This is a genomic window from Streptomyces caeruleatus (assembly GCF_001514235.1).
In the GTDB taxonomy this organism is placed as follows: domain Bacteria; phylum Actinomycetota; class Actinomycetes; order Streptomycetales; family Streptomycetaceae; genus Streptomyces; species Streptomyces caeruleatus.
The window spans coordinates 743,750-768,184 of the sequence record NZ_KQ948926.1 but is presented as its reverse complement, the minus strand read 5'-3'; the positions used below and the strand labels follow the sequence as shown (position 1 = coordinate 768,184).

The 24,435-nt window shown below is 73.4% G+C and carries 19 protein-coding genes; 12 read left to right on the top strand and 7 right to left on the bottom strand.

Annotated elements, in window-relative coordinates:
- Nucleotides 1-25 precede the first annotated feature (25 nt).
- The 6 genes from AQJ67_RS12160 to AQJ67_RS12135 are packed head-to-tail and all read left to right on the top strand — an operon-like array spanning nt 26 to nt 4,486.
- Nucleotides 26-286 (top strand): acyl carrier protein, encoded by a 261-nt coding sequence (locus AQJ67_RS12160; protein ID WP_062718362.1) that lies wholly within the window; start codon nt 26-28, stop codon nt 284-286.
- Nucleotides 283-1,227: an aromatase/cyclase gene (locus tag AQJ67_RS12155; protein ID WP_062718360.1), complete on the top strand. Its 945-nt coding sequence runs from the start codon at nt 283-285 to the stop codon at nt 1,225-1,227. The genes AQJ67_RS12160 and AQJ67_RS12155 overlap by 4 nt, the downstream gene beginning before the upstream one ends.
- Complete coding sequence (locus tag AQJ67_RS12150; protein ID WP_062718358.1) at nt 1,224-2,117, top strand: MBL fold metallo-hydrolase; 894 nt, start codon at nt 1,224-1,226, stop codon at nt 2,115-2,117. The genes AQJ67_RS12155 and AQJ67_RS12150 overlap by 4 nt, the downstream gene beginning before the upstream one ends.
- Nucleotides 2,118-2,128: 11 nt before the next feature.
- The gene (locus AQJ67_RS12145) at nt 2,129-2,662 is read left to right on the top strand and encodes a flavin reductase family protein (protein WP_062718356.1); all 534 of its coding nucleotides are present in this window, start codon (nt 2,129-2,131) and stop codon (nt 2,660-2,662) included.
- Nucleotides 2,663-2,681: 19 nt separating this feature from the next.
- A complete protein-coding gene (locus AQJ67_RS12140; protein WP_062718353.1) occupies nt 2,682-4,271 on the top strand; it encodes an acyl-CoA carboxylase subunit beta in 1,590 nt (529 codons plus the stop codon).
- Nucleotides 4,268-4,486, top strand: a complete 219-nt coding sequence (locus tag AQJ67_RS12135; protein ID WP_062718351.1) for an acyl-CoA carboxylase epsilon subunit — start codon at nt 4,268-4,270, stop codon at nt 4,484-4,486. The genes AQJ67_RS12140 and AQJ67_RS12135 overlap by 4 nt, the downstream gene beginning before the upstream one ends.
- On the opposite strand, the gene AQJ67_RS12130 is transcribed toward AQJ67_RS12135, so the two are convergent.
- From AQJ67_RS12130 to AQJ67_RS12110, 5 genes are read right to left on the bottom strand one after another with little or no spacing between them, the layout of a single operon-like run.
- The gene (locus AQJ67_RS12130; protein WP_062718349.1) at nt 4,478-6,523 is read right to left on the bottom strand and encodes a hypothetical protein; all 2,046 of its coding nucleotides are present in this window, start codon (nt 6,521-6,523) and stop codon (nt 4,478-4,480) included. The two genes, AQJ67_RS12135 and AQJ67_RS12130, sit on opposite strands and share 9 nt — an antisense overlap.
- Nucleotides 6,520-7,707, bottom strand: a complete 1,188-nt coding sequence (locus tag AQJ67_RS12125) for a VWA domain-containing protein (RefSeq protein ID WP_062718347.1) — start codon at nt 7,705-7,707, stop codon at nt 6,520-6,522. The genes AQJ67_RS12130 and AQJ67_RS12125 overlap by 4 nt, the downstream gene beginning before the upstream one ends.
- Entirely contained in the window at nt 7,704-10,133 is a 2,430-nt protein-coding gene (locus AQJ67_RS12120; protein WP_062718344.1) for a DUF5682 family protein, read from the bottom strand. Before AQJ67_RS12120 ends, AQJ67_RS12125 begins: the two co-directional genes overlap by 4 nt.
- Nucleotides 10,133-11,233 (bottom strand): ATP-binding protein, encoded by a 1,101-nt coding sequence (locus tag AQJ67_RS12115; RefSeq protein ID WP_208614946.1) that lies wholly within the window; start codon nt 11,231-11,233, stop codon nt 10,133-10,135. The genes AQJ67_RS12120 and AQJ67_RS12115 overlap by 1 nt, the downstream gene beginning before the upstream one ends.
- Entirely contained in the window at nt 11,230-14,832 is a 3,603-nt protein-coding gene (locus tag AQJ67_RS12110) for a DUF4132 domain-containing protein (protein ID WP_063807314.1), read from the bottom strand. Before AQJ67_RS12110 ends, AQJ67_RS12115 begins: the two co-directional genes overlap by 4 nt.
- A gap of 181 nt (nt 14,833-15,013) precedes the next feature.
- On the opposite strand from AQJ67_RS12110, the gene AQJ67_RS12105 reads away from it, so the two are divergent.
- Nucleotides 15,014-17,218 carry a DEAD/DEAH box helicase gene (locus AQJ67_RS12105; protein WP_062718342.1) on the top strand — a complete coding sequence of 735 codons (2,205 nt, stop codon included), beginning with the start codon at nt 15,014-15,016 and terminating at the stop codon, nt 17,216-17,218.
- A 279-nt stretch (nt 17,219-17,497) separates the two neighbouring features.
- Here AQJ67_RS12105 and AQJ67_RS12100 read toward each other — a convergent pair whose 3' ends face one another.
- The gene (locus AQJ67_RS12100) at nt 17,498-18,403 is read right to left on the bottom strand and encodes a LysR family transcriptional regulator (RefSeq protein ID WP_208614945.1); all 906 of its coding nucleotides are present in this window, start codon (nt 18,401-18,403) and stop codon (nt 17,498-17,500) included.
- 100 nt (nt 18,404-18,503) lie between these two features.
- Here AQJ67_RS12100 and AQJ67_RS12095 point away from each other — a divergent pair, with 100 nt between their 5' ends.
- The gene (locus AQJ67_RS12095) at nt 18,504-19,334 is read left to right on the top strand and encodes an oxidoreductase (protein WP_062718338.1); all 831 of its coding nucleotides are present in this window, start codon (nt 18,504-18,506) and stop codon (nt 19,332-19,334) included.
- A 110-nt stretch (nt 19,335-19,444) separates the two neighbouring features.
- Here the strand turns inward: AQJ67_RS12095 and AQJ67_RS50175 are convergent, their stop codons facing one another.
- A complete protein-coding gene (locus AQJ67_RS50175; protein ID WP_279616883.1) occupies nt 19,445-19,570 on the bottom strand; it encodes a hypothetical protein in 126 nt (41 codons plus the stop codon).
- Between the two features lie 323 nt (nt 19,571-19,893).
- Here AQJ67_RS50175 and AQJ67_RS12090 point away from each other — a divergent pair, with 323 nt between their 5' ends.
- The 4 genes from AQJ67_RS12090 to AQJ67_RS12075 all read left to right on the top strand — a co-directional run bounded on the left by AQJ67_RS12090 (nt 19,894) and on the right by AQJ67_RS12075 (nt 24,400).
- Nucleotides 19,894-21,471: a S8 family serine peptidase gene (locus tag AQJ67_RS12090; RefSeq protein WP_062718336.1), complete on the top strand. Its 1,578-nt coding sequence runs from the start codon at nt 19,894-19,896 to the stop codon at nt 21,469-21,471.
- A gap of 300 nt (nt 21,472-21,771) precedes the next feature.
- Complete coding sequence (locus AQJ67_RS12085; protein WP_062718334.1) at nt 21,772-22,977, top strand: DUF4190 domain-containing protein; 1,206 nt, start codon at nt 21,772-21,774, stop codon at nt 22,975-22,977.
- Between the two features lie 159 nt (nt 22,978-23,136).
- Nucleotides 23,137-23,889 (top strand): GntR family transcriptional regulator, encoded by a 753-nt coding sequence (locus AQJ67_RS12080; RefSeq protein ID WP_062718332.1) that lies wholly within the window; start codon nt 23,137-23,139, stop codon nt 23,887-23,889.
- Between the two features lie 331 nt (nt 23,890-24,220).
- Nucleotides 24,221-24,400, top strand: coding sequence for an SPOR domain-containing protein (locus tag AQJ67_RS12075; protein ID WP_062718325.1), 180 nt, complete (start codon nt 24,221-24,223; stop codon nt 24,398-24,400).
- Nucleotides 24,401-24,435: the final 35 nt, after the last annotated feature.

Here is a 24,435-nt window from a genome sequence, read left to right as displayed (position 1 = left end):
GCCACACCGAGAACTGGAGACCGTAATGGCAACCCTGCTGACCATCGACGACCTGCGCCGCGTCCTCATCGAATGCGCGGGCGAAGCGGACGGAACGGAGCTGTCCGGGGACATCCTCGACACCCGCTTCGAGACCATCGGCTACGACTCGCTCGCCCTGATGGAGACCGCGGCCCGGCTGGAGAGCCGCTACGGCGTCGCCATCCCCGACGACGTCGCGGGCCGTGTCGACACCCCGCGTGAGCTGCTCGACCTGGTCAACGGCGCGCTGGCCGAGGCAGCATGAGCCGGCCGGACGAACACCGGGTGGTCCACACCCTGAGGACCACGGCCCCCGCGCGACGGCTGTACGAGCTGGTCGCGCGGGCCGAACACTGGCCGGCCGTCTTCGAACCCGCCGTACACGTGCGGATCCTGGAGCGCGACGGGGGCACGGAACGCTTCCGGATCTGGGCGAGCGTGGCCGGACAGGTCAAGACCTGGACGTCCCGTCGCACCCTGGACCCCGACGCGCTGCGGGTCACGTTCCGCCAGGAGCGCACCCAGCCGCCGATCGCCTCGATGGGCGGAAGCTGGGAGTTCCGGGCCGACGGCGACGGCACCGAGATCGTGCTGACCCACGACTTCGCCGCCGTCGACGAGGACGCCCTGCCCGCACTGCGCGCCGCGCTGGACACCAACAGCGAGAAGGAACTGGCCGCGCTGGCCCGGCTCGCCGAGCGGCCGTACCCGGTCGACGAGCTCCTGTTCACGTTCGAGGACACCCTCCAGGTGCCCTCCGGGGGCGACGCGTACGCCTTCATCGAGCGCAGCGACCTGTGGCCGGACCGGCTGCCGCACGTGGGGAAGGTGACGCTGACCGAGGAGTCGGCGGACGGCCGCTCGCCTGTCGTGCAGGACATGACGATGGAGACCGTCACCGCCGACGGCAGCGCGCACACGACCCGCTCGATCCGGCTCTGCTTCCCCGGCGAGGCCATCGTCTACAAGCAGCTCGTGCCGCCCGCCCTGCTCACCGGGCACAGCGGCGCCTGGCTCTTCGACAAGGACACGGTCACCGCCCGCCACACCGTGGCGATCGACCCGACCCGGATCGAGGAGGTCCTGGGCGAGGGCACGACCGTCGCCGACGCCCGCGCCTATCTGCGGGACGCGCTCGGCGCCAACAGCCGGGCCACGCTCAGCCACGCGGCGGCGGCCGCCGCCGACGCCGGGCAGACGTCATGACGGCCGCCGTCCACGAGGTCGCCGACGGGGTCCACGCCTACGAGCAGGCCCCCGGCGGCTGGTGTGTCAGCAACGCGGGCATCGTCGTGGGCGGCGACGGCGCCCTCGTCGTCGACACCCTGTCGACGATCCCCAGGGCGCGGCGGCTGGCCGAGACGGTCGACAAGCTCGCCGCGGGCCCGGCCCGCACCGTGGTCAACACCCACTTCCACGGCGACCACGCCTTCGGCAATCAGGTGTTCCCGCCGGGGACGCAGATCATCGCGCACGAGGACATGCGGACCGCCATGGTGACGACCGGCCTCGCCCTCACCGGGCTCTGGCCGCGCGTCGACTGGGGCGACATCGAGGTGACACCGCCGACCGTCACCTTCCGCGACCACCTCACCGTGCACATCGGCGAGCGACGGGCCGAACTGATCCGCGTCGGCCCCGCGCACACCGACCACGACGTGGTGGTCTGGCTGCCCGAGGAACGGGTGCTGTTCGCGGGGGACATCGTGATGTCCGGCGTCACCCCGTTCGCGCTCTTCGGCTCGGTGACCGGCACGCTGGCCGCGCTCGACCGGCTGGCGGCCCTGGAGCCCGAGGTGGTCGTCGCCGGGCACGGCCCGGTCGCGGGACCCGAGGTGCTCGACGCCAACCGGGAGTACCTGCGCTGGGTCCAGCGCCTCGCCGCCGAGGCGGCCGACAGCGGACTGACCCCGCTGCAGGCCGCGCGCGAGGCGGACCTCGGCGCCTACGCCGAACTGCTGGACGCGGAGCGCCTCGTCGCGAACCTGCACCGCGCTCACGAGGAGCTGCTGGGCAGGCCCCCGCGGGACGCCATGGAGATCTTCTCGGAGCTGGTCGCCTACAACGGTGGGCGGCTGCCCACCTGCCTCGCCTAAGGAGTCAAAAGATGGCCGCCGACCAGGGAATCCTCCGGGACGCCATGGCCCGGGTGCCCGCCGGGGTGGCACTCGTCACCGCCCATGACCGCACCGGGGTCCCGCACGGCTTCACCGCCAGCTCGTTCGTGTCCGTCTCGATGGAACCGCCGCTCGCGCTGGTCTGCCTGGCCCGTACGGCCAACTCCTTCCCGGTGTTCGACAGCTGCCGCGAGTTCGCGGTGAGCGTGCTGCGGGACGACCACACCGAGCTGGCGATGCGCTTCGCGCGCAAGTCGGCGGACAAGTTCGCGGGCGGGGAGTTCATCCGCACCGCACGGGGCGGGACCGTGCTCGACGGGGCGCTCGCGGTCGTCGAGTGCACGGTCCACGAGCGCTACCCGGCGGGCGACCACATCATCCTGCTCGGCGAGGTCCAGTCCGTGCACGTCGAGGAGAAGGGGGCGCCCGCGGTGTACGTGGACCGCGGGTTCGCCGCCCTGTGCTCCGGGACGGGCGCCTGCGTGGCCGCCGCCGGACAAGGCGCGCACGCGCACGCCGGCTGAGGAGAGTTGAGGAGGAACCATGTCCGTGACCGACGACGTGACCCACGCGGTGACCGGCGAACTGACCGGTGAGGACCTGGCCGGCCTGGCGCGGATCCGTCAGGAGGCCGAGGCCGGCCCGGGGGAGCAGGCCACCCGGGCGCAGCACGCCAGAGGGAAACTGACGGCCCGCGAGCGGATCGCGCTGCTGCTGGACCCCGGCTCCTTCCAGGAGGTGGAACAGCTGCGCCGGCACCGGGCGAGCGGCTTCGGCCTGGAGCACCGGCGGCCGTACACGGACGGGGTGATCACCGGCTGGGGCACGGTCGACGGCCGGACGGTCTTCGTCTACGCGCACGACTTCCGGATCTTCGGCGGTTCGCTCGGCGAGGCGCACGCGGCGAAGATCCACAAGATCATGGACATGGCGCTCTCGGCGGGCGCTCCGCTCGTCAGCCTCAACGACGGGGCCGGGGCCCGGATCCAGGAGGGCGTCTCCGCGCTGGCCGGCTACGGCGGGATCTTCCGGCGCAACACCCGTGCCTCGGGGGTGATCCCGCAGATCTCGGTGATGCTCGGACCGTGCGCGGGCGGCGCGGCCTACTCGCCGGCGCTGACGGACTTCGTGTTCATGGTGCGCGAGACCGCGCAGATGTTCATCACCGGCCCCGACGTGGTCAGCGCCGTCACCGGCGCGCAGCTCACCCAGAACGCGCTGGGCGGCGCCGATGTGCACGCCACCACGTCCGGGGTGGCGCACTTCGTCTACGAGGACGAGGAGACCTGTCTGGCGGAAGTGCGCTACCTGCTCTCCCTGCTGCCCTCCAACAACCGGCAGAACCCGCCCGTCCACCCCTCGGACGACCCGGCGGACCGGGTCGCCTCCACGCTCTACGACCTGGTGCCGCAGGACGGCAACCAGCCGTACGACATGCACAAGGTGATCGAGGAACTCGTCGACGACGGGGACTGGCTGGAGGTCCACGAGCGCTGGGCCCGGAACATCGTGTGCGGCCTCGCCCGGCTGGACGGCCGGGTGGTCGGCATCGTCGCCAACCAGCCGCAGACGCTGGCCGGAGTGCTGGACATCTCGGCCTCGGAGAAGGCCGGCCGCTTCGTGACGATGTGCGACGCCTTCAACATCCCGATCGTGACCCTGCTCGACGTGCCGGGCTTCCTGCCCGGCGCCGACCAGGAGCACGGCGGCATCATCCGCCACGGCGCGAAACTCCTCTACGCCTACTGCAACGCCACCGTCCCCCGCGTCTCGATCGTCCTGCGCAAGGCCTACGGCGGCGCCTACATCGTGCTGGACTCCCAGTCCATCGGCGCCGACCTGACCTTCGCCTGGCCGAGCAACGAGATCGCGGTGATGGGCGCGGAGGGCGCGGCGAACGTCATCTTCCGGCGCGAGATCGCCGCGGCCGACGACCCCGAAGCCAAGCGCGCCGAGATGGTCAAGCAGTACAAATCCGAGCTGATGCACCCCTACTACGCGGCCGAGCGCGGCCTGGTCGACGACGTCATCGACCCGGCTCAGACCCGCGAGATCCTGATCCGCTCGCTCGCGATGCTCCGTACCAAACACGCCGACCTGCCGTCGCGCAAGCACGGCAACCCCCCGCAGTGAGCACCCCGGCCGGCGCGGTCGCCGCCGAACTCCGCGTCGAGAGGGGCAGGGCGAGCGCCGAGGAGATCGCGGCCCTCACCGCGGTCCTCCTGGCCCGCGCCGCCGCCCGGCCCGACCCCGCCGAGGAGCACTGCTCCGACGGCCCGGCGGGCTGGCGCCGACTGGAACGCACCCCGGGCTTCCGCGCACCGCACAGCTGGCAGGAGTCAGGCTGAGCCCCGCACTTCTCCGGCACCCTCCTGATGCAGTTCCAGGCTCACCGCCAGCTGGATCTGGGCGTCGGCCCACGCCGGGACGGCCGCCGTGGCGCCCTCACGCGTGAGGGCCGTGTCCAGGGCGCCCACCAGGTGGGCGGCGGTGTGCAGTCCGGTGCGCCGGAGGGCGGTCGCGCTGTCGGTCAGGCGGGTGCGGGCCGGGGCGGTCAGCCGGCGCAGACCGTGATGGGCGGCCTCGGACAGGGCGCCGAGCGCCGACTCCAGGGCCGCCGTGACCGGGTCGGACGGGCGGGACGGAACCATGGCGAGCGTGGTGTCGCCGTCCCCGGGGGCCAGGTCCGGGACGGTCACGCCGATGGCGGTCAGCACGGCCAGCGGGTCGAGGACGATCCGGCCGTGGGCGCGGCGCAGCATGCCGCTGACACACTGGACCTCCTCGTCACCGAGCGCGGCCGCGAGCGCGTCCAGGCCGCCTGGGCACAGGGGGTTGTGGTCGGCGCGGACGAGGATCTCGTTGCCCGCCGGATCGCGTACGACCGCTTCCAGTCGCTGCGCGGCGGGGTCGTAGCCGATCGACTCCACGGCCGACACCCGCACCACCCGCACCGACTCCGCCTCGACGCGCGGACGGATCAGCCGGGGCGGCCGCTCGCCGGCCGCCCGCAGATGAGCGGCGACGTCGGTGAGCAGCAGGCTGCCGGGCAGCTCCCGCCAGGCGGAGCCGAGCGGGGTGACGCTGGTGGCGGCGATCCGGCCCCGGGCGATGGTCACGGTCCGGTCGGCGGCCCGTGCGGTGTGCTCGCTGACCACGTTCGCGGTGGCGAGCGCCCGCAGCGGGGAACCCAGCAGACGACGGGCCGACAGCTCGTGCCCGGTGAGCGACTGACCCTCCGTCACCTCCCAGCGCTTGCGCAGCACCAGTGCGATCCCGGCCTCGGCGTGGGCGAAGTACGTCTCGGCGACCCGGTCGCCCGCGGTGCCCCCGACCCGGCAGCCCAGCGCCACCAGCCGCACCCGCCGCAGCGGCGTCTGCGGAGCCTCCTTGGTGCCGAGCACCCCGACCGGGTCCCGTCCGGCGGCGCGGTGCCGGGCGTGGAGCTCGGCCAGCAGCAGGGCGAAGCGCTCCGCCGCGTACCGGGTGCCGCGCGCGGCGTACGCGTCGAGCTGCTCCCGCAACTCGGCCACCGCCCCGGCCGGCCAGTGCAGCGAGGCCGCCGTCAGCGACCGCTGGGCGCGCGCGAGGGATCCGGCGAACACCGGCCCCGCCTGCTGTACGCCGTCCAGGAGGAGGTCGTCGGCGAGGGCCAGGGCGCTGCGCAGGGCCGCGTCGGCACGCTCCGTGGTGGCCGTACGGCCGCCGACGCTCACCTCCGTCGACCGCTCGGCGTCCCCGGCCCGGAACGCCCAGACCGCCAACGCCACGACCTCGCCCCGCAGCGCGGCCGACGCGTCGGTGAGGGCGTACCCCAGCTCGTGCGGGACCGGGAAACGGACGGTGCAGGTGGGCAGTTCGACGCGGGGCTCCGGGTCGGCGGCGGTCGGACGGTGCAGCCGCGCGAGGTAGCCGTGCTCCTTGACGCGCCGCGCGGCGGTCAGGGCGGGCCGGCCCAGCGCGGCGGCCAGTGCCTCGTCGTCGAACTCGGCCGGAGACCAGTCGACGAACACGGCCTCGGCTCGCGGTGAACCGTCCACCCCGGCGTCCGCCCCGCCCTCCGCCTCAGGCTCCGTGTCCGTGTCCGTGTCCTCGGCGGTGCGCTGGTACGCGAGCACCAGACCGATGCGGTGCCGGCACACGCCCGTCGCCCCGCACCCGCAGTCCGCCGCGTCCAGGCCGAGGCCCGGCGGGAGGGCCGTGTCGGTGCCGTCCGGGAAGCGTCCGTGTACGGTGCCGTCTTCGCCGACGGTGACCTTTGGGCCGGCGCCTGCCGCGAGGTCCTTCTCGGCGCGCTTGACCAGGCCCCGGTTGGCGAGGGAGGCCAGCGTCCGGGGCGTCAGGGCCAGCAGATCGGCGCGGATGGTGACAGCTTCGGTCCTCATCGTCCGGTGTGTCCTCCCCGGCCGATCCGCTCGGCGACGAACTCGGCGAGCCGCCCCGGTGTCATCGCGCCCACCGGGGCACCGGCCTGGGCCAGCCGCCCGGCCAGGGCACGGTCGTAGACGGGATCGGCGGCCTCGTCGAGGGCGGCCAGGCACAGCACGGTCGTCCCCTGTTCCACCAGCCGGCGCACGGTGCGGACCAGCCGGAACGGGTCGCCGCCCTCGTAGAAGTCGGAGATCAGGGCGACGATCGTGCGCCGCGGGTTCTCGACCAGACAGGCGCCGTAGTCGACGGCCCGCGCGATGTCGGTGCCGCCGCCGAGCTGCACGCCCATCAGCAGCTCCACTGGATCGGTCACCTCGGAGGTCAGGTCCACCACCTCGGTGTCGAAAGCGACCAGGTGGGTCTTCAGCCCCGGCAGACCCCACAGACAGGCGGCTGTGACGGCGGAGTGGATGACCGAGCCGGCCATGGAGCCCGACTGGTCCACCAGCAGCACGAGTTGCCACTGCTCCAGGCGGCGGCTGGTGCGGGAGTGGAAGTGCGGCCGCTGGATGAGGATCCGGCGTTCTGCGGGCTGGTAGTGCGCGAGGTTGGCGCGGACGGTGGTGCGGAAGTCGAAGTCCCGGGCCAGGGGGACGCGGCTGGGGCGGCGCGAGCGGGAGCCGGTGAAGGCGCGGCGGACCTCCGGGCGCAGACGCTCCATCAGCTGCCGTACGACGGTCTCGACGATCCGCCGTGCCGCCGCCAGCACGGCGGGGTTCATCAGGTGCTTGGTGCGCAGCACCGCGCGCAGCAGGGTCGGGCTGGGCTCGACGCGGGCGAGGACGTCCGGGTCGGTGACGATCTCGTCGATGCCGTACTGCTCGACGGCGTCCCGCTCCAGCCGCTCCACCGTCTCCTTCGGGAACAGCTTGTGGACGTCGTCGAGCCAGTCCACGGCGGTGAGCTGCGAGGGCCCGCTGCCGCCCTCCCGGGACCCGGCCGAACCGCCCCGGCGCACCCCGCGGCGGCGCAGGTCCTCGTCACGGCCGTAGAGCCAGTCGAGCGCGGCGTCACGGGCCGCGGCGGAGCCGTGCGGGGGGCCGGTGTGGCGTTCGGCGGGGGAGCCGAGGATCAGGCGCCAGCGTTCGAGCGACGGGTCCGCGGCCGCCGGCGTCCCCTCGGGAGCGGCGGAGCTCATCGCACCGCCCCCAGACCGTGCCGGTCGAGCAGTAGGGCCACGTTCTCCTCCAGGGCTCGGGCGCGGGCCAGCAGCAGCGGGTCGGCGGTCGTGCGCAGCAGGGAGCGCGCCGAGCCGTGCTTGCCGCGCCGCCGCAGCAGGCGTTCCGCGATGCGTTCGCGTTCGCGGGGCGGGAAGAAGGCGAAGGCCTGGCGCAGGGCGGGCAGGCCGGTCAGGAAGTCGCCCTCGGTCATCGCGGAGACGACGCCGTCCAGTACGTCGATCAAGGGCTCCCCGTCCCCGGCCGTCTCGGCGGTGACCTCCTCGCGGGCCAGCGCGAACAGGCCGGCCAGCCAGTCCCCCAGGGTGTCGGACGCGGTGGCGGCGAGGGCCTGGACGGCCGTCGCAGGGTCGTCGGGGGCGCCCAGCGCCCAGCGCAGACCGAAGGCGGCACCGCGCAGGTCGGCGGGGGCACGCGGGTCGCGGCCGATACGGGCGGCGGCTCCGACGGCGGCCTCGCGGGTGACCGACGGCAACTCGGGGGCGTGCAGCAGTACGTCGCGCGCGGCCGCCAGTGCGCGCAACCGGGCGAAGTCCACGCCCGGCCCGCCGTGCAACCCCTCCGCCAGCCAGAACACCCGGTCGGTGGCGCCCCCTACGACTCCGCCCAGCAGTGGGCCGCGGGCCACCCCGAAGACCCGGTCGTGCCGCCACAGACCCAACGCGGCCGTCAACACCTCGCCGAGCGGCCCGAGTTCGGGCACCCGGCCGACCTGGGCGGCGATTGTCTCCAGCAACTCGTCGCACAGGGGCCCGACGCCGCACAGCACGGCGTCGAACAGCAGCCCGGCGAGCGGCCCGGCATCCGTACCCGCCACCTGTGCCCGCTCACCGAGCACCACCGAGGCCGCCTCGTCCAGCCGCGCCCCGTACGCGCCCGCCTCGATGAGCGCCGCCTCACGCCCGCTCGCCGATCCGGGCTCCCAGCGCTCGGTGAGCACCGGGTCGGCGCCGTCGGACGGACCCGAGACCCGGGTGAACCCGGGAACGCCCATCACGCGCAGCCGGTGCAGGACCTGGCTGCGTGTCAGGCCGTCCGCGTGGGTCAGGTCGAGCCTGACCGGGCCGTCCGCGTCGGCCAGGCCCAACCGGGCCAGTTGCTCGGCGACGTCGTGCACCAGCGGTGGCAGCGGGGTGTCCGGGTGCAGCCGGCCCTCGGTGTCTCCGGCGCAGGCGGCGATCATCTCCACGACGACCGGATGGGCGCCGACGCCGAGCGTGCCCCGGCCCGTCCACGGCAGCGGCTGTTCCAGATCGTCGCTGATCAGCGCCCCGGCGAGACCGTCCAGGACGTCCACCCGCGTCTCGTACGCATGGCCCCGCATCAGCGCGAGCCCCTGGGCCAGCCCGCGCGCGGCGATCAGGTCGGCCGTGGACGCCGGGATCCCGCGGGTGCGCAGCCGCTCGGCGACGGACCGCAGCAAACCCTGCGCGGCGGCGTGCGGGCCGTCCTCCCACAGCCGCTGGTAGTAGCCGGGAGAGGGCATGCCGGACTGGTAGCCGGCGAAGGCGTCCAGCTGCCGGAAGGAGTACGGCACCAGGAAGCTGCCGCCGACCGCGCCCTCGGGCGGCGCGGGGACCTCCGGCCAGGGCGGCGTACCGACGCGGCCGTCCTCCCGCGCCGACAGCGCGCGCAGCGCCGGCTGATGGAAGCCGCCGGTCACCACCAGCACGGGCCGCTCCCCGGCACGGGCCACCGCCGCGCGCACCCAGGACGCCATGTACTCCTCGCGCGCACGGTCCCCGGGATCGGCCTCCGCGTCCCCGCGCACCAGCTCGAAATAGGCGTCCAGGCGCGCCCGCAGATCGACCTCGGCGCCCAGGCTGTCCGTGCCGTCCGGGCTGCCCGAGCCGTCCGCACCGTCCGTGCCGCCGGCACCGTCCCTGCCGTCCGTGACCTCGAACAACCCGTCCCACAGCGCGTCCACCGAGTCCACGGCGAAGTGCGCGCAGAGCCGCTCCGTCGCCCGCGCGTACCTCGCCTCGGCGTCGGCGTAGCGGTTGGTGTGCCGGTCGGCGCGCTCGGCGAACGCCGGGTGCCAGGACGGCAGGTCGATGAAGCGCACCTCGGCGCCCGAGGCGCGGCCCGCCCGCAGGGCGACCCACTCCGGGGAGTAGTCGCACAGCGGCGCCCACGAGGTCGCGACGCGCGTGTCGTCCCGGTAGTGGCTGAACACGGCGACCGGCAGCCGGTGCCCGAGCAGCAGCTCGTCCAGCCGGTCGTTCATGTCGGCGGGGCCCTCCACCAGGACGTACGCGGGCCGCAGTTCCCCGATCGCCCGGCCGACCAGTCGGGCGCACGCGGGCGAGTGGTGCCGTACGCCGAGGAAGACGGCGGACCCGGCAGCGCGCGGCGGCACGTCGACGGCCGTGGATGTGCCCGGCATCAGTCCGCCAGCAGATGCCGCGCGTCGTGCAGTGCCTGCCACTGCCCGCCCTTGCGTCGCGGCACCTCCTGCTCCAGGAACCGCCGCAGCCGCGCCAGATCCTCCGGACTGTCCTTCGCGGCCGTGCCCGCCAGGCTCGCCACGACGTCCGCCGCGCCGCCCGGCTCACCGCGCAGGAACCAGCCGCGCACCCCCACCGCGTGCGCCACCGACACGGCCTCGGCGGTGCTCATCACCGCCGACATCCGCTCACCCCGCCCGGCCGTACCCCGCAGTTCACGGAACGTGCCGACCAGGACCTCCAGCACGTCCCGGCGCGGCGCCGCCGTCACCCCGGACTGCCGCAGCAACGCCGTGGCCTCGGCCTCGACCAACGCCAGCTCGGTGTCGAAGTCCGGGATGGGGAAGACCGTCTCGAAGTTGAAACGGCGCTTGAGGGCGGCGCTCATCTCGTTGACGCCCCGGTCACGGGTGTTGGCCGTGGCGATGACGTTGAAGCCCTGACGGGCGAAGACCATGCCCTGCGGCCCGTCCAGTTCGGGAACGGCGATGACCCGGTCGGACAGCAGCGACAGCAGACAGTCCTGCACCTCCAGCGGACAGCGGGTGATCTCCTCGAAGCGCACGATCCGGCCCTCGGCCATGCCGCGCAGCATCGGCGCGGGCACGAGGGAACGGGAGGACGGGCCCTCGGAGACCAGCAGCGCGTAGTTCCAGGAGTACTTGATCTGGTCCTCGGTGGTGGCCGCGCCGCCCTGCACGGTCAGCGCGGAACTGCCGCTGACGGCCGCCGCGATCAGCTCGGACAGCAGCGACTTGGCGGTGCCCGGCTCGCCGACGAGCATCAGCCCCCGGTTGGTGGCCAGGGTCACCAGGGCCCGCTCCACCAAGGAGACGTTGCCGACGAACTTACGGCTGACGCCCGCCTGTTCGTCGCCGACGACGAAGCGGCGCGCGGCGCGCAGGCTGAGCTGCCAGCCCGGCGGGCGCGGATCACCGTCGGCCGCGCGCAGGGCGGCGAGCTCGTCGGCGTAACGGACCTCGGCGGGCGGGCGCTGCAACCGCTCCTCGGCGCTCTCGGACGTCACGGGTGCGGTCACTTCGCGGTCACCTCGGTGAGATCGGCGAGCAGCTCGGAGGCGATGACCGCGTCGAGGCCGCCGAAGCGCAGCCCGCTGTCGCGGTTGTTCCACCAGCCGTCCGGGCGGTTGTCCAGGCCCACGGCCCTGAAGGTCTGGTCGCCGAGTTCCTCGACCATGCCGACCGGGATGCCGGGGTCGAGGTCGATCACCAGGTAGCGGCCCTCCCCGAGACGCCGGTAGAACCAGCACTCCACGCCCGCGTCCTGCGGTTCGCCCCGCTCCCAGCCGCGCTTGGTCAGGCCGAGCAGCTTGCCCACCGGCACGGTCGCGCCCTCGAACCGGGCCAGCCGGCGGCTCGTGGCCTCCTCCTCGCCGAGGGCGTGCACGGACCGGCCCAGCTGCGGGAACGGCTGGAGGATCTCGTAGTCGGCGAAGAGCTCCGACCAGGCGCCGAGGTCGTCACCCAGGTGCAGCGGATGCGCCAGACGGACGCTCGCGCCCTCCGGCAGCGTCAGCTCGTCGTCGCCCACGTCCGCGAACGTACGGTCCTCCGCCACCCGGAACGCCGTCACCTCCCCGTCCGCCTCGCCGAGCCAGACCAGGCGCCGCACCAGATGCCACAGCAACGGATGCGCCACGAACAGCTCCTGGAACTCCGCCGCCGTCCAGGACCGCCCGGTGACCATCGCCGCCTCCAGCCGCCGTACCTGGTCGGAGGCGACCGTCCGGACGTCCTTCTTCAGCGCGGCGAACCGCTTGCGTTCGGCCGGCGCGAGCTCCGGGTCGTCCTTGGCGGCCGGGGCGGGCAGGGCCTTGCGGGGCTTGCCGTCGGCGTCCCGCACATACGGGCGCAGCTGCTCGTCGAAGCCGACGGTGAAGCGCCGGGTGCCGTAGTCGATGACCGTGCTGCCGTCGGAGTCCAGGCCGAAGTCGGGGACGAGCCGGTCGCCGAGCTGCTCGGCCGTGAGACCGAGACCCTCCGCGACCTCGGCGATCTTCTCCTGGGCCCGGACCTTCAGGGCCTTGAACGGCACCCGCTGGGCGATGCCGTGCAGATGCAGCAGCGCCACGTCGGTGCCGATCGACGCGAGGACGTTCAGCCCCTCCACGGCACGGTGGTGCGCCCCCTCACCGGGCCACGCGCGCAGCACGGGAGTCAGACGCCGGACAATGTCGTCGTCCCCGAGCCAGCCCAGCGCGTGCAGCGCCCAGCTCTCCTTCGGGGGCATCCCGGCGAGCCGCCACTGCTCGAACACACCCCAGGCGAAAACGGCGAGGGAGTCGGCCGTGCAGTGCTCGGTCAGCACGTCGAGGCCGGGGTAGACCTCGCCGGGCTTGGACACCGCCAGCACGGTCAGGACGTGCCCCACCGCGTCGGCGGGCAGCGCGCCGCCCTCCTTCAGCAGGATCTGCGGCAGCAGCGCGGGGGCCGCCCAGGCGCCCACAACCGGCATACGTGCCGGCAGCGAGCTCTCCAGCGGATCGGCGGCCAGCAACTCCTCGACGATGTCCGCGGCCTCCTGCCCGCACTCGGCGGCGGCCTTCAGCACCGCCTCCCCGCCCTGGGCGTCCGCCACCAGCCGCAAGGCCTGCTCGGCGCCCCGGCGCACCAGGCCGGGCTTGCCCACCGCGTGGGGGACGAGGAACGGGACGGCGGCCAGACCGTGCCGCGCCAGCCACGAACGGGCCGTCGCGTCGGCCGACTTCAGCCGGGCCAGCCAGTCGCACACCAGCGCGGCGACCTCGACACTCAGATACGGCAGGACCGGCCCGCCCAGGGTGGAGGGATGCCGGGCGGCGGCGTGCAGCAGCAACGGCAGGGCGTGCACCCCGTGCCTGGCCGCGACCGGCTTGAGCGAGGCCTCGCCGTCCCAGTAGTCCTTGGGGGCGCAGACGGCCAGCAGCGGCCGTACGACGTCCTCGGGCCCGTCGACGAACAGCCGGACGTCCCGGACGTCCTTCAACTGCTCGCCCCGCTGCAGGATCCCGATCTCCTTGCTCCAGGTGTGCCCCTTGCGCCACCGGGCGTACCAGGACGTGGTGCCGGCCCACTCCTCCCGCTCACCCGGCAGCCAGGCGACCCGGGGCTCCGGCACGACCGGCGTCCCGTCCGCCACGCGCGCCTTGCGGGCCGTACGCTTCCTCGACCACGGCGGGCTGACCAGCAGTGCGGGCAGCGCCTGCGGCGGGGCGTCGGCCACTCGGTCGCTGCTGGTGAGCATCGGTTCGACGAGGTCGGCGACGGCGCCGGGCAGGTCGGGCAGCACGGCGGCCGTCAGCTTCGGGTGCGTGTGGACGTGCGCGGCCAGCAACTGCCGGGCCATGGAGGCGTACTTGGCGGTGCCCAGCGCCGCCCTGCCCAGCAGGCGCAGGGCGCGCACCGGGTAACGCCGCATCGCCTCCAGCAGATGCGGGCGGACGTGCTTGTCCTCGACGCGGGCGAGAAGGATGCCGAAGGCGTCGTCCGAGGGCAGTTCGACCAGGGCGCCGGCGAGGGCCTTGGTCCGGTCGGAGCCGTACGCGACGTCCAGCCCCTCCTCCAGCATCGGCGCGAACGCGGTGCCGGTGCCCTCGGCGAGCGTGGCGACGAACGCCATCGACCAGCCGCCCCAGTGCAGACGCAGCCTGCTGCCGAAGTGGGCGAGCTGGTCGGGAGAGCCGATCGAGCACAGCAGCATCTCCCGCAGCAGCGGGTCGTCCACGACCTCGCCCGTGCAGCACTCGGCGACCCACTCCCGCTCGCCGGGCACCAGATAGGACACGACGACGCGACGGCGCTCCGCGTCCCGGCACGGCGCGAGCGCGGTGACGGCCTCCCGGTAGGAGTCCTCGTCGGCCGAGGCGAGCAGGGCCCGCATCCGGTCCGCGAAGTGCGGGCGCGCCCACTGGCCCTCGACATAGCCGCCGACGGCCCGGAAGCTGAGCCGGGGGTCCTGGCGGTTCACGCCGTACTGCCGCCAGTGGACCTCTAGGTCGAAGTACTCCACGACCGCGCGGGCGGCGAAGGCCAGGCCGTGGTCGTGGACCCAGGTGTCCACGAAGACCCCGTGGGGGAGCTGGTAGTGCATGGTCATCGCGGCCAGCGCGGCAGCGCCGAGCGGACCGTGACTGCCGCTCAGATGCGAGCGGACCGCCCCGACGATCCGGGCGTCGCTCAGCGGGGAGGTGAGCATCTGCTCGATCCAGTCCGCCTCCTGCTTCAGCCGGCCGGCCACCAGCTCCTCGGCGTCGCTGTGCGGCGCGACAGCGCCACGCTTGATCCCGCCCCGCCTCGGGTGGACCAACCGCCGCCAGGCGGCCGGTACTTCGAAGGTCTCCTCGTCGGGCAGCACGACCTCGTCGGCCGGAGCGGCCCGGTCCGGCGAGTTCGGCGCCGCGTCCGCGGCCTCGACGGCGGCTGCTGCGACCTCGGCCGAGATCTCCCGGTACCCCTTGCGCTCCTTCTCCGCGATGACCTTCGCCAGATGAAGTGCGGCCGCCTCGGCCGAGTCCAGCTCCTTCACCTGCGTACGGCCCTGCGCGCCGACTCGCCCGTAGCGCACGGTGACGACGGCTCCCTCGGCCCCCGCCTCCCAGAACTTCGCCGAACCGTCTCCGACAAACTCCCAGCGCCGCACGGCCCCTCCCCTTCGCCGGCCCCCCGGCCGGTGATCGTTCGATCAAGTGGCCGTCACAGTAGTGGGGGCCACTGACAGTGAGGTCACCGACCGGGGGACGCGGACCGCAGCTCGGACCCGCCCCCGCCCGGATGGCAGGATGCGAGGACGCGGCGGGAGGGGCGGGAAGGGGCCGGGGGCGATGGGGCGGAGCGAACGGGAGACGGTGGCCCGGGGCGGGCGGCTGTACGAGGCGGCACAGGCGTTGGCCGGCGACCACGCGCGCGCCGTGGAGGCCGTACGGGAGGCTCTGGCGCCGATCCACGACGACCTGGCCCGGCGCGAGCTGGACGTCATCCCGGTGGCGCGGCTCAAGGACGTCACCGAGGGCAGACTGCGGCTCGGCGAGGTGGAGAAGGGCGGGTTCCGGACGGTCGGGCAGGTCCTCGACGCCGGGCCGTACCGGCTGCGTCAGCTGCCCGGGGTCGGACAGCAGACCGCCGACCAGACGGTGGCCGCCGCCCGCCGGATCGCCGACGCCGTACGGGACACCATCGCCGTACACATCGACGTGGACCGCCCGGAACCCCGGACCACGGCCCTGGTCATGGCGCTCGGCGTACTGGTGGAGGCGGGCCCCGAGGCGCGCCGGGCCGTCGACGCGGCCGGGGCGCTGAGCGGGAGGCTCGGCCCGCTGCTGGCCGAGGCGGGGCCGGTGGCCGGGCGGCTGCGCATGCTGTTCGCGGGGCAGGCCAAACGGGAGCGCGCGCTGGCGGCGGCCGCCGAGATCCGCGCCCTGACCGAACAGGCCGACCGGGACGGCGTACCCGAACTGCTCGCGCAGGCCTCCGTCGACCTGCTGCGCCACCCGGAGTCCGAACCGGCCGCCCTGGTCGACTTCGAGCTGCGCTCCGCCGAGTACTACGGCCTGCTCGCCGAGGTCTGCGGCCGCGCCCCCGACCCCGCCGCGGCCGAGGGGTTCCTGCCGGACGAGGTGGCCGAGCGGGTCCGGACCCAGACGCTCGACGACACCCACCGCAGGGTCTCGCTGCGCGGCTACCAGGCCTTCGGCACCCGCTTCGCCCTCGCCCAGCGCCGCACGATCCTCGGCGACGAGATGGGACTCGGCAAGACGATCCAGGCCATCGCCGCGCTGGCGCACCTCGCCGCCGCCGGACAGAGCCACTTCCTGGTGGTCAGCCCGGCCAGCGTGCTGATCAACTGGACCCGGGAGATCGAGAAGCGCAGCACGCTGCGCGTGACACCGCTGCACGGCCCCGACCGGCGGGAGGCGTTCACCGACTGGAAGGACCGCGGCGGCGTCGCCGTCACCACCTTCGACGCCCTGCGCGGCTTCCCTGCGCCGGGCGGCGGCGAGCTGGGCATGCTCGTCGTCGACGAGGCGCACTATGTGAAGAACCCCGACACCCTCCGCTCCCGGACCGTCTCCGCATGGGCCGGGACGTGCGACCGGGTGCTGTTCCTGACCGGTACGCCCATGGAGAACCGCGTCGAGGAGTTCCGCAGCCTGGTGCGGATCCTCAGGCCCGACCTGGCCGAGTCCGTCGACGACCACGACTCGGTGGCCGGTTCGAAGGCGTTCCGCAGGGCGGTAGCGCCGGTCTACCTGCGCCGCAACCAGCAGGACGTCCTCACCGAACTCCCCGCCCTCCAGCACACGGACGAGTGGGAGGAGCCCAGCGCGGCGGACGAGGAGGCCTACCGCGAGGCCGTCCGCGCCGGCAACTTCATGGCGATGCGCAGGGCGGCGTACGCCCGCCCCGAGCGCTCGGCGAAGCTGGACCGGCTGCGCGAGATCGCCGGGGAGGCCGCCGAGAACGGACTGAAGGTCGTTGTGTTCTCCGGCTTCCGGGACGTGCTGCGGGCGGTGCGGGACGCACTGACGGACGCTCAGGGAGGAGCCGCGGGCACGAGTCAGGCGCCCGGCCGGCTCTTCGGGCCGATCTCCGGCAGCGTGCCGCCCGCCCGTCGGCAGCAGCTCGTCGACGACTTCGCCGCCGCGCCCGGCCACGCGGTCCTGCTCGCGCAGATCGAGGCCGGGGGAGTGGGCCTCAACATGCAGGCCGCCTCCGTCGTCATCCTCTGCGAACCCCAGCTCAAGCCGACCGTCGAACACCAGGCGGTCGCCCGCGCCCACCGCATGGGCCAGGTCCGCTCGGTCCATGTGCACCGCCTGCTCTGCACGGGCGGCGTCGACGAACGCCTCGTGCGGCTGCTGGAGAACAAGTCCCGCCTGTTCGACGCCTACGCCCGCCGCAGCGCGGTCGCCGAGTCCACCCCGGACGCCGTCGACATCTCCGACCTCGCCCTGGCCCGCCGCATCGTCGAGGAGGAGCAGGCCCGGCTGGGCACGACCCCCGCCGAGCCGGCGACGGAACAGGCATGAACACAGCCCTGGCCACGCCCGCGCGCCCGCCCGCAGGCTCCGGCACAGGCGCGTAGGAGGGCCCCCGTCCGTCCTCGCGACGTCAGCCCAGGGCGTAGCGGCCAGGCGGGCCCGCGGCGGAGCGGGCGTGAGCGTGTGCCCGGTCATGGCTGCCCCGTGGCCTGTCGGCAGGCCTGCGCGTAGGCACGCACGAGGGGTCGGTGGGCGTCCTCGCGGCGCCAGGCCAGGGCGTAGCGGCCAGGCGGGCCCGCGGCGGAGCGGGCGTGAGCGTGTGCCCGGTCATGGCTGCCCCGTGGCCTGTCGGCAGGCGTGCGCGTAGGCGCGCACGAGGGGACGCCGGGCGTCCGCGCGGCGCCAGGCCAGGGCGTAGCGGCTGGGCGAGAGCCCGCGGACCGGGCGGGTGACGACCCCGCCCAGGGTGATCAGCGGGGCGTTGCCCGTCGCGACCAGGCAGATGCCCAGGCCGGCGACTATGGCCTCGTACGTCTCCTCGGTGCCGGCGATCTCCGCGCCGACACGCGGCGTGCGGCCGCCCCGCTCCTCCAGGGCGAGCCAGTGGTCGCGCAGCGGACCGGCGCTCGGCGGCAGGGCGAGGAACGGCTCGTCCAGCAGGTCGGTGAAATCGATCTCGGCGCGGGTCGCGAGCGGGTGGGACTCCGGGAGGGCGACCAGGCGGGGTTCCTCCGCGAGCACCGTCCAGGCGTAGCGGCCGGCGTCGGGGAGGGGCAGCCAGACGAAGGCGACGTCGGCGGTGCCGTCCGCCAGGCCCGCCGTGGGGTCCTCCCAGCTCGTCTGGCGCAGCCGCAGGGCGGTGTCCGGGTGTGCGGCGGTGAAGCGGGAGCGGATCGCCGGGAGCAGGCCGCCGCGGCCCGGGCTGGTGCTCATCCCGACCACCAGCGTGCCGCGCGCCGCCGCGCGGGCGGCCTCCAGCGCCGCGGACCCCGCCGACCAGGCGTCCAGCACCTGCCGCGCGTACGGCAGCAGCACGCTCCCGGCCTCGGTCAGCCGCACGCCCCGCGGATCGCGCCGGAACAGCTCGACACCCAACTGCCGCTCCAGCGCCCGGATCTGCTTGCTGAGCGCGGGCTGCGAGAGATACAACCGCTCGGCCGCGCGGGTGAAATGCAGTTCCTCGGCCACCGCCACGAAGTAGCGCAGGTCGCGCACATGAACGTCCATGGTCATAACCATCGGTTATCGGCGTGGGTCTTGGACGGGCTACCGCCGCCCGCCGCACGCTGGGCAGTGGGCCGATCCGGGGCCGATGCGACTACGAGGAGCTGTCATGAACAAGGTGTGGCTGATCACGGGCGCGACCAGCGGTTTCGGACGGGCGCTCGCGGAGGCGGCGCTCGCGGAGGGCGACGTGGTGGTCGGCGCGGCCCGCCGGCCCGAGGGCCTGGACGACCTGGTGGCCGCGCACCCCGACCAGGCGGAGGCGCTGCGGCTGGACGTCACGGAGACGGGCGCGGCTCAGGCGGCCGTACGGGACGTCGTGGCGCGGCACGGGCGGATCGACGTCCTGGTCAACAACGCGGGCCGCACCCACGTCGGCGCCTTCGAGGAGACGACCGAGCGGGAACTGCGCGAACTGTTCGACGTGCATGTCTTTGGGCCGGCCGCCCTGACCCGGGCCGTACTGCCGCACATGCGCGAGCGCCGGTCCGGGGCGATCGTGCAGATGAGCAGCATGGGCGGGCAGATGTCCTTCGCGGGCTTCTCGGCGTACAGCGGCACGAAGTTCGCCCTGGAGGGCCTGTCCGAGGGGCTCGCCGACGAGGTCGCCGAGTACGGCATCAAGGTGCTGATCGTCGAGCCCGGTTCCTTCCGCACGGCACTGTTCGAGACCGGCCGGGCGGGGACCAGCACGGACAGCGGCCTGTACCCCAAGGTGGCGCAGACCCGCGAAGCCGTCTCCGCCGGGGACGGCACCCAGCCCGGCGACCCGGCGAAGGCGGCGGCCCTGATCCGGGCCGCGCTGGAGGCCGAGCGGACCCCCCTGCGGCTGCCCCTGGGCGACGACGGGGTCACGGCCGTACTCGGCCATCTGGACCAGGTCCGCGAGGACGTCGGGGCGTGGGAGAAGTCGACGCGGGCGACGGGGTTCGACGACTGAGGCCGTCCTGCCGTTCCGCAAGAACGTCGCGAGAACGTCGCGAGAACGTCGCGAGAACGGGGACAGGCCGCGACGCCGGGTCCACGGCCTGTCCCTCGCTCAGGAAGCGATTACCAGCAGAGCCTGCTGAGGGTGTGGGAGTCGCACGGCATGGGGGCGGCGGGGGCGGCCGAGGCGGCGGGGGCGGCGACCGCCGCGAGTATGGCGGCGATGAAAAGGGCAGCTGCGTAGCGCATGTGAGCGTCCTTCCTGGGAGGCCCGCGAGGACACGTCGTCCTGGCGGAATGCCCCCAGGCTTGCGTAGACCCGCACAGCCTGCATGTCGAAGGTTCACGGACAGTGATCGGTCACCCGGTCGCCGTGTCGGTCGGCAGGCGGGGTTCGGGGGCCTGAAACCCCGGACGGGCGGGCGGAGTTCGCCGTGCACGGCCCTTGTGCAATTCCTGTGGAGGCCTCAATCTTTCGGCTGACGCACAGGAGTGGCACAGGAAATTGACATGCTCCTGTCCACTTCGGAGTTCCCCCACCGGCGCACCACCGATCGAGGAGGACCCCTCAGATGGCAGTGATGCGTAACTCCCGAAGAGGCACCCGGCGAAGACTGGCCGCGCTCGGCGTGGCGGCCACCGCGGCCCTCACCGCGGGCCTCGTCTCCGCTCTCCCCGCCGCGGCGGCCCCCGAGGGCCGTGTCCAGTACGCGGGCGCCGCCGACGCCGTCGCCGGCAGCTACATCGTGAACCTCAAGGCCGATCACGCCCGTTCGGGTTCCCAGGCCGGGCGCGCCCTGGTCGAGAAGTACGGCGCCGACATCGAGCGCACCTACCGGAAGGCCCTCAACGGCTACGCGATCGAGGCCTCCGAGGCCGAGGCCGAGCGGCTCGCCGCCGACCCGGCCGTCGCCTCCGTCGTCCAGAACCGCACCTTCAGCGTCGACGCGACCCAGACCAACCCGCCCTCCTGGGGCCTGGACCGCATCGACCAGAAGGCCCTGCCGCTCAACAGCTCCTACACCTACCCGGACTCGGCCGGACAGGGCGTGACGGCGTACGTCATCGACACCGGCGTCCGCATCACCCACGGCGACTTCGGCGGCCGCGCCTCCTACGGCTACGACGCCATCGACAACGACAACACCGCCCAGGACGGCCACGGCCACGGCACGCACGTGGCGGGCACGGTCGCCGGGTCGTCGTACGGCGTCGCCAAGAAGGCGAAGATCGTCGGCGTCCGGGTGCTGAACAACTCCGGTCAGGGCACCACCGACCAGGTCGTCGCCGGCATCGACTGGGTCGCCCAGAACGCGGTCAAGCCGGCCGTCGCCAACATGTCCCTCGGCGGCGGCGCCGACTCCGCCCTCGACACGGCCGTACGCAACGCCATCGCCTCCGGCATCACCTTCGCGGTGGCGGCGGGCAACGAGTCGACGAACGCCTCCACCAAGTCCCCCGCCCGCGTCACCGAGGCCATCACGGTCGGCGCGACGACGAGCTCGGACGCCAGGGCGAGCTACTCCAACTACGGCTCGGTGCTCGACCTCTTCGCGCCCGGCTCGTCCATCACCTCGGCCTGGAACTCCGGCGACTCGGCGACCAACACCATCTCCGGTACGTCGATGGCCAGCCCGCACGTGGCGGGCGCGGCCGCCCTCTATCTGGCCGACCACCCCTCGGCCACCCCGTCCGACGTCGCCTCGGCCCTGACGTCCGCCGCCACGACCGGCGTCGTCACCAGCCCCGGCACGGGCTCGCCCAACCGGCTCCTGTACGTCGGCGGCGGTACGACGACCCCTCCGGGCCCACGCTTCGAGAACACCGCTGACCACACGATCAGCGACAACGCCACGGTCGAGTCCCCGGTGACGGTCTCCGGCGTCTCCGGCAACGCGCCCTCGTCCCTGGCCGTCGAGGTCCACATCGTGCACACGTACGTCGGCGACCTCCAGGTCCAGCTGATCGCCCCCGACGGCACGGCGTACACGCTGAAGTCGTACGGCACGGGCGGCAGTTCGGACAACATCGACACCACGTACTCGGTGAACGCCTCCTCGGAGGCCGCCAACGGCACGTGGAAGCTACGCGTCAGCGACAACGCGAACTACGACACCGGACGCATCGACGCCTGGGCACTCCAGTTCTGACCTGACGTCACCCCTCATCCTCGTCCTCGCGGAACGGCTCCGGGTCCAAGACCCAGCCGGCCGCGAGGACGAGCCGCGTGTACCGAACGCCGAGCGCCGCAGCGCCCCCAAAGGGGCGCGGGGAACTGCGCGACCAGCCACACCGAACCGCGGCCGACGGATGCGGTGAGCGCGTCGATCATCCGGATCGTCGCATGCGTAACCCGCATGACATCCCCCCTCGTCCCCCGCTTACCATTCGCCCAGTCGTACGCCCGTTCCCACCCCGGCACCGCCGCCTGAACCAGGAGCACGGTACCCGTGTCCATACCTCCGCCTCCCGGCCCGGAGCAGCCCCAAGGGCCGTACGGGCAGGGCCAGTACCCATCGGCGTCGCCGTACCCGCACGGCGCACCCGGTGCCCCGGGACCGTTCGCGTACCCGTACCAGCCCTACGGCCCCTACGGCCCCTACGGCCGTCCGGTCCGCGTCAACGGCGTCGCCATCAGCTCCCTGGTACTCGGCATCCTCTGCTTCGTGCCGGCCGTCGGGCTCGTGCTGGGGCTGATCGCGCTGGCGCAGATCAAGAAGCGGGGCGAGAGCGGCAAGGGCATGGCGGTGGCCGGTTCGGTGCTGTCCACGGTCGGGCTCGCGCTGTGGGCGCTGATGCTGTCCACGGGGTCCGCCTCCGACTTCTGGGACGGCTTCAAGGGCGCCGCGAGCGGCGAGGGCACCGCCTACGCGCTGGCCGAGGGCGACTGCTTCGACACACCGAACGGCGACCTGGAGGGCGACGCCTACGACGTCGACGAGGTGTCCTGCGCCGGCGGGCACGACGCCGAGGTCTTCGCCGTCGTCACGCTGCCGGGCGGTTCCTTCCCGGGCGACGACGAGCTCGGACGGACCGCGGACGACAAGTGCTACGACCTCCAGGACGGCTACGCCATGGACACCTGGGCCCTACCGGACGACGTGGACGTCTACTACCTCGTCCCGTCCCGGCAGAGCTGGCGCGCCGGCGACCGCGAGATCACCTGCATCTTCGGCAGCACGGCCGACGACGGCAGACTGACCGGCTCGCTGCGCGCCGACCCCACGACACTCGACGCCGACCAGACCGCCTTCCTCACCGCGACCAACGCCATCGACACGGTCCTGTACGAGGAGCCGGGGGAATACCCCGAGGAGGACCTGGCGGCCAACCAGGCCTGGGCGAGGGACGTCCACACCGTGCTCGGCGAGCAGATCGAGGCGCTGCGCGGACACAGCTTTCCGACCGGGGCGAAGCAGCCGGTCGCCGATCTGATCGAGGAGATGGAAGACGCCCGCACGGAGTGGTCGCGGGCGGCGGCGTCGAAGGACGCGGACACGTACTACACCCACTACGAGAAGGGGTACGAGTACGTCGACGGCCCCACCACCGTCACCGCGCGCAAGGCTCTGGGCCTGGACACCACGATGCCGACCTACGAGGACGACTTCGGCAGCGGCGACGACAGCGGGAGCGGGGGCGGCCTGGCCGTGTGAGCGGAGGTGTGAGCGCGGCTATAGCGGGGAGAAAGTGCCTGCGTAAAGCCCTCCGCGGGCACAAGTCATCACATCGAGTGATTCTCTGGCCTTTGCTTGCACGGGACAACCCACGGTTGCCACGCTGTAGCTGTCTGTACAAGCTGATGGGAGCGGCCAGTGACTTTCGGTGAGCAGCCGGCGTACCTGCGCGTCGCGGGTGATCTCCGCAAGAAGATCGTCGACGGTTCGCTGCCACCGCACACCCGCCTCCCGTCCCAGGCCAGGATCCGCGAGGAGTACGGCGTCTCGGACACCGTCGCCCTCGAAGCCCGCAAGGTGCTGATGGCCGAGGGGCTGGTCGAGGGCCGCTCCGGCTCCGGGACGTACGTCCGGGAGCGCCCCGTGCCCCGCCGTATCTCCCGCTCCGGCTTCCGCCCGCCGAGCGGGGCCACCCCCTTCCGCCAGGAGCAGGCCGACGGCGAGACGCGCGGCACCTGGGAGTCCAGCAGCCGGCAGGCCGAGGCCAGCGTCGCCGTCGCCGAGCGGCTCGGCATCCGGCCCGGCGACCGCGTCATGTGCACCAAGTACCTCTTCCGGGACGCCGGCGAGGCGATGATGATCTCCACCTCCTGGGAGCCGCTCGCCGTCACCGGCCGTACGCCCGTGATGCTGCCCGAGGAGGGCCCGCTCGGCGGCATGGGCGTCGTCGAGCGCATGGCGGCCATCGACGTCGTCGTGGACAACGTCACCGAGGAGGTGGGCGCCCGCCCCGGCCTCGCGGAGGAGCTGCTGACGCTGGGCGGCGTCCCCGGTCATGTGGTCGTGGTCATCCAGCGCACCTACTACGCCTCCGGGCGTCCGGTGGAGACGGCGGACGTCGTGATTCCGGCGGACCGTTACCGGGTCGCGTACCACCTCCCGGTGAAGTAGCGCACACCTTCACCGCAGTTACCTCCGGCCGGGCCTCAACTCCCGCCCCTTCAAACGTCGTTCGAATCTGGCAGTTTTCGCAGGTCGTCGCGGGCGTGCGCGGCATGCCCGTGACCGGATGCATCGACGTCCACGCACGGCGCGTTCGACGCCGTGCGCCCCCTCCGACTTGGCTGGTTGCGTACCTCTTTGTGAAAAGCCGTATTCGCAGCGTAAAGGTTAGGCGTAGGCTCGGGCATATGCGGATTGCGGTTTCCTTAGCGGGCGGGGCACGGCACAGGCCGCGAGCGGTACCCGGGCGGCTGTGGGCGGGAAGGAGCGGTGGGGCGCGATGAACGACAGCACGATCACTCTTCCTTGGCTCGTGGTTCGACAGGACGACAACGGCAATCGCTACCGCGTAGGCCGGTACGCGACCCGGGCCGAGGCCCAGAAGATCGCAGACAGCCTCGACAGCCGCGGCCACAAACAGCTCTACTGGGTCGAACGCCTCGCCCAGACCGGCGACTAGACGCGCCCCGAGGGCCGCGGGGAACTTCGCGACGA

Excerpts from the sequence above, each read along its gene's own strand:
- AQJ67_RS12155 (WP_062718360.1), top strand. The coding sequence starts at position 283 with ATGAGCCGGCCGGACGAACACCGGGTGGTCCACACCCTGAGGACCACG.
- AQJ67_RS12095 (WP_062718338.1), top strand. The coding sequence starts at position 18,504 with ATGAACAAGGTGTGGCTGATCACGGGCGCGACCAGCGGTTTCGGACGG.
- AQJ67_RS12130 (WP_062718349.1), bottom strand. The coding sequence starts at position 6,523 with ATGAGGACCGAAGCTGTCACCATCCGCGCCGATCTGCTGGCCCTGACG.
- AQJ67_RS12160 (WP_062718362.1), top strand. The coding sequence starts at position 26 with ATGGCAACCCTGCTGACCATCGACGACCTGCGCCGCGTCCTCATCGAA.
- AQJ67_RS12125 (WP_062718347.1), bottom strand. The coding sequence starts at position 7,707 with ATGAGCTCCGCCGCTCCCGAGGGGACGCCGGCGGCCGCGGACCCGTCG.
- AQJ67_RS12105 (WP_062718342.1), top strand. The coding sequence starts at position 15,014 with ATGGGGCGGAGCGAACGGGAGACGGTGGCCCGGGGCGGGCGGCTGTAC.
- AQJ67_RS12145 (WP_062718356.1), top strand. The coding sequence starts at position 2,129 with ATGGCCGCCGACCAGGGAATCCTCCGGGACGCCATGGCCCGGGTGCCC.
- AQJ67_RS12090 (WP_062718336.1), top strand. The coding sequence starts at position 19,894 with ATGGCAGTGATGCGTAACTCCCGAAGAGGCACCCGGCGAAGACTGGCC.
- AQJ67_RS12075 (WP_062718325.1), top strand. The coding sequence starts at position 24,221 with ATGAACGACAGCACGATCACTCTTCCTTGGCTCGTGGTTCGACAGGAC.
- AQJ67_RS50175 (WP_279616883.1), bottom strand. The coding sequence starts at position 19,570 with ATGCGCTACGCAGCTGCCCTTTTCATCGCCGCCATACTCGCGGCGGTC.
- AQJ67_RS12100 (WP_208614945.1), bottom strand. The coding sequence starts at position 18,403 with ATGACCATGGACGTTCATGTGCGCGACCTGCGCTACTTCGTGGCGGTG.
- AQJ67_RS12150 (WP_062718358.1), top strand. The coding sequence starts at position 1,224 with ATGACGGCCGCCGTCCACGAGGTCGCCGACGGGGTCCACGCCTACGAG.
- AQJ67_RS12140 (WP_062718353.1), top strand. The coding sequence starts at position 2,682 with ATGTCCGTGACCGACGACGTGACCCACGCGGTGACCGGCGAACTGACC.
- AQJ67_RS12120 (WP_062718344.1), bottom strand. The coding sequence starts at position 10,133 with ATGCCGGGCACATCCACGGCCGTCGACGTGCCGCCGCGCGCTGCCGGG.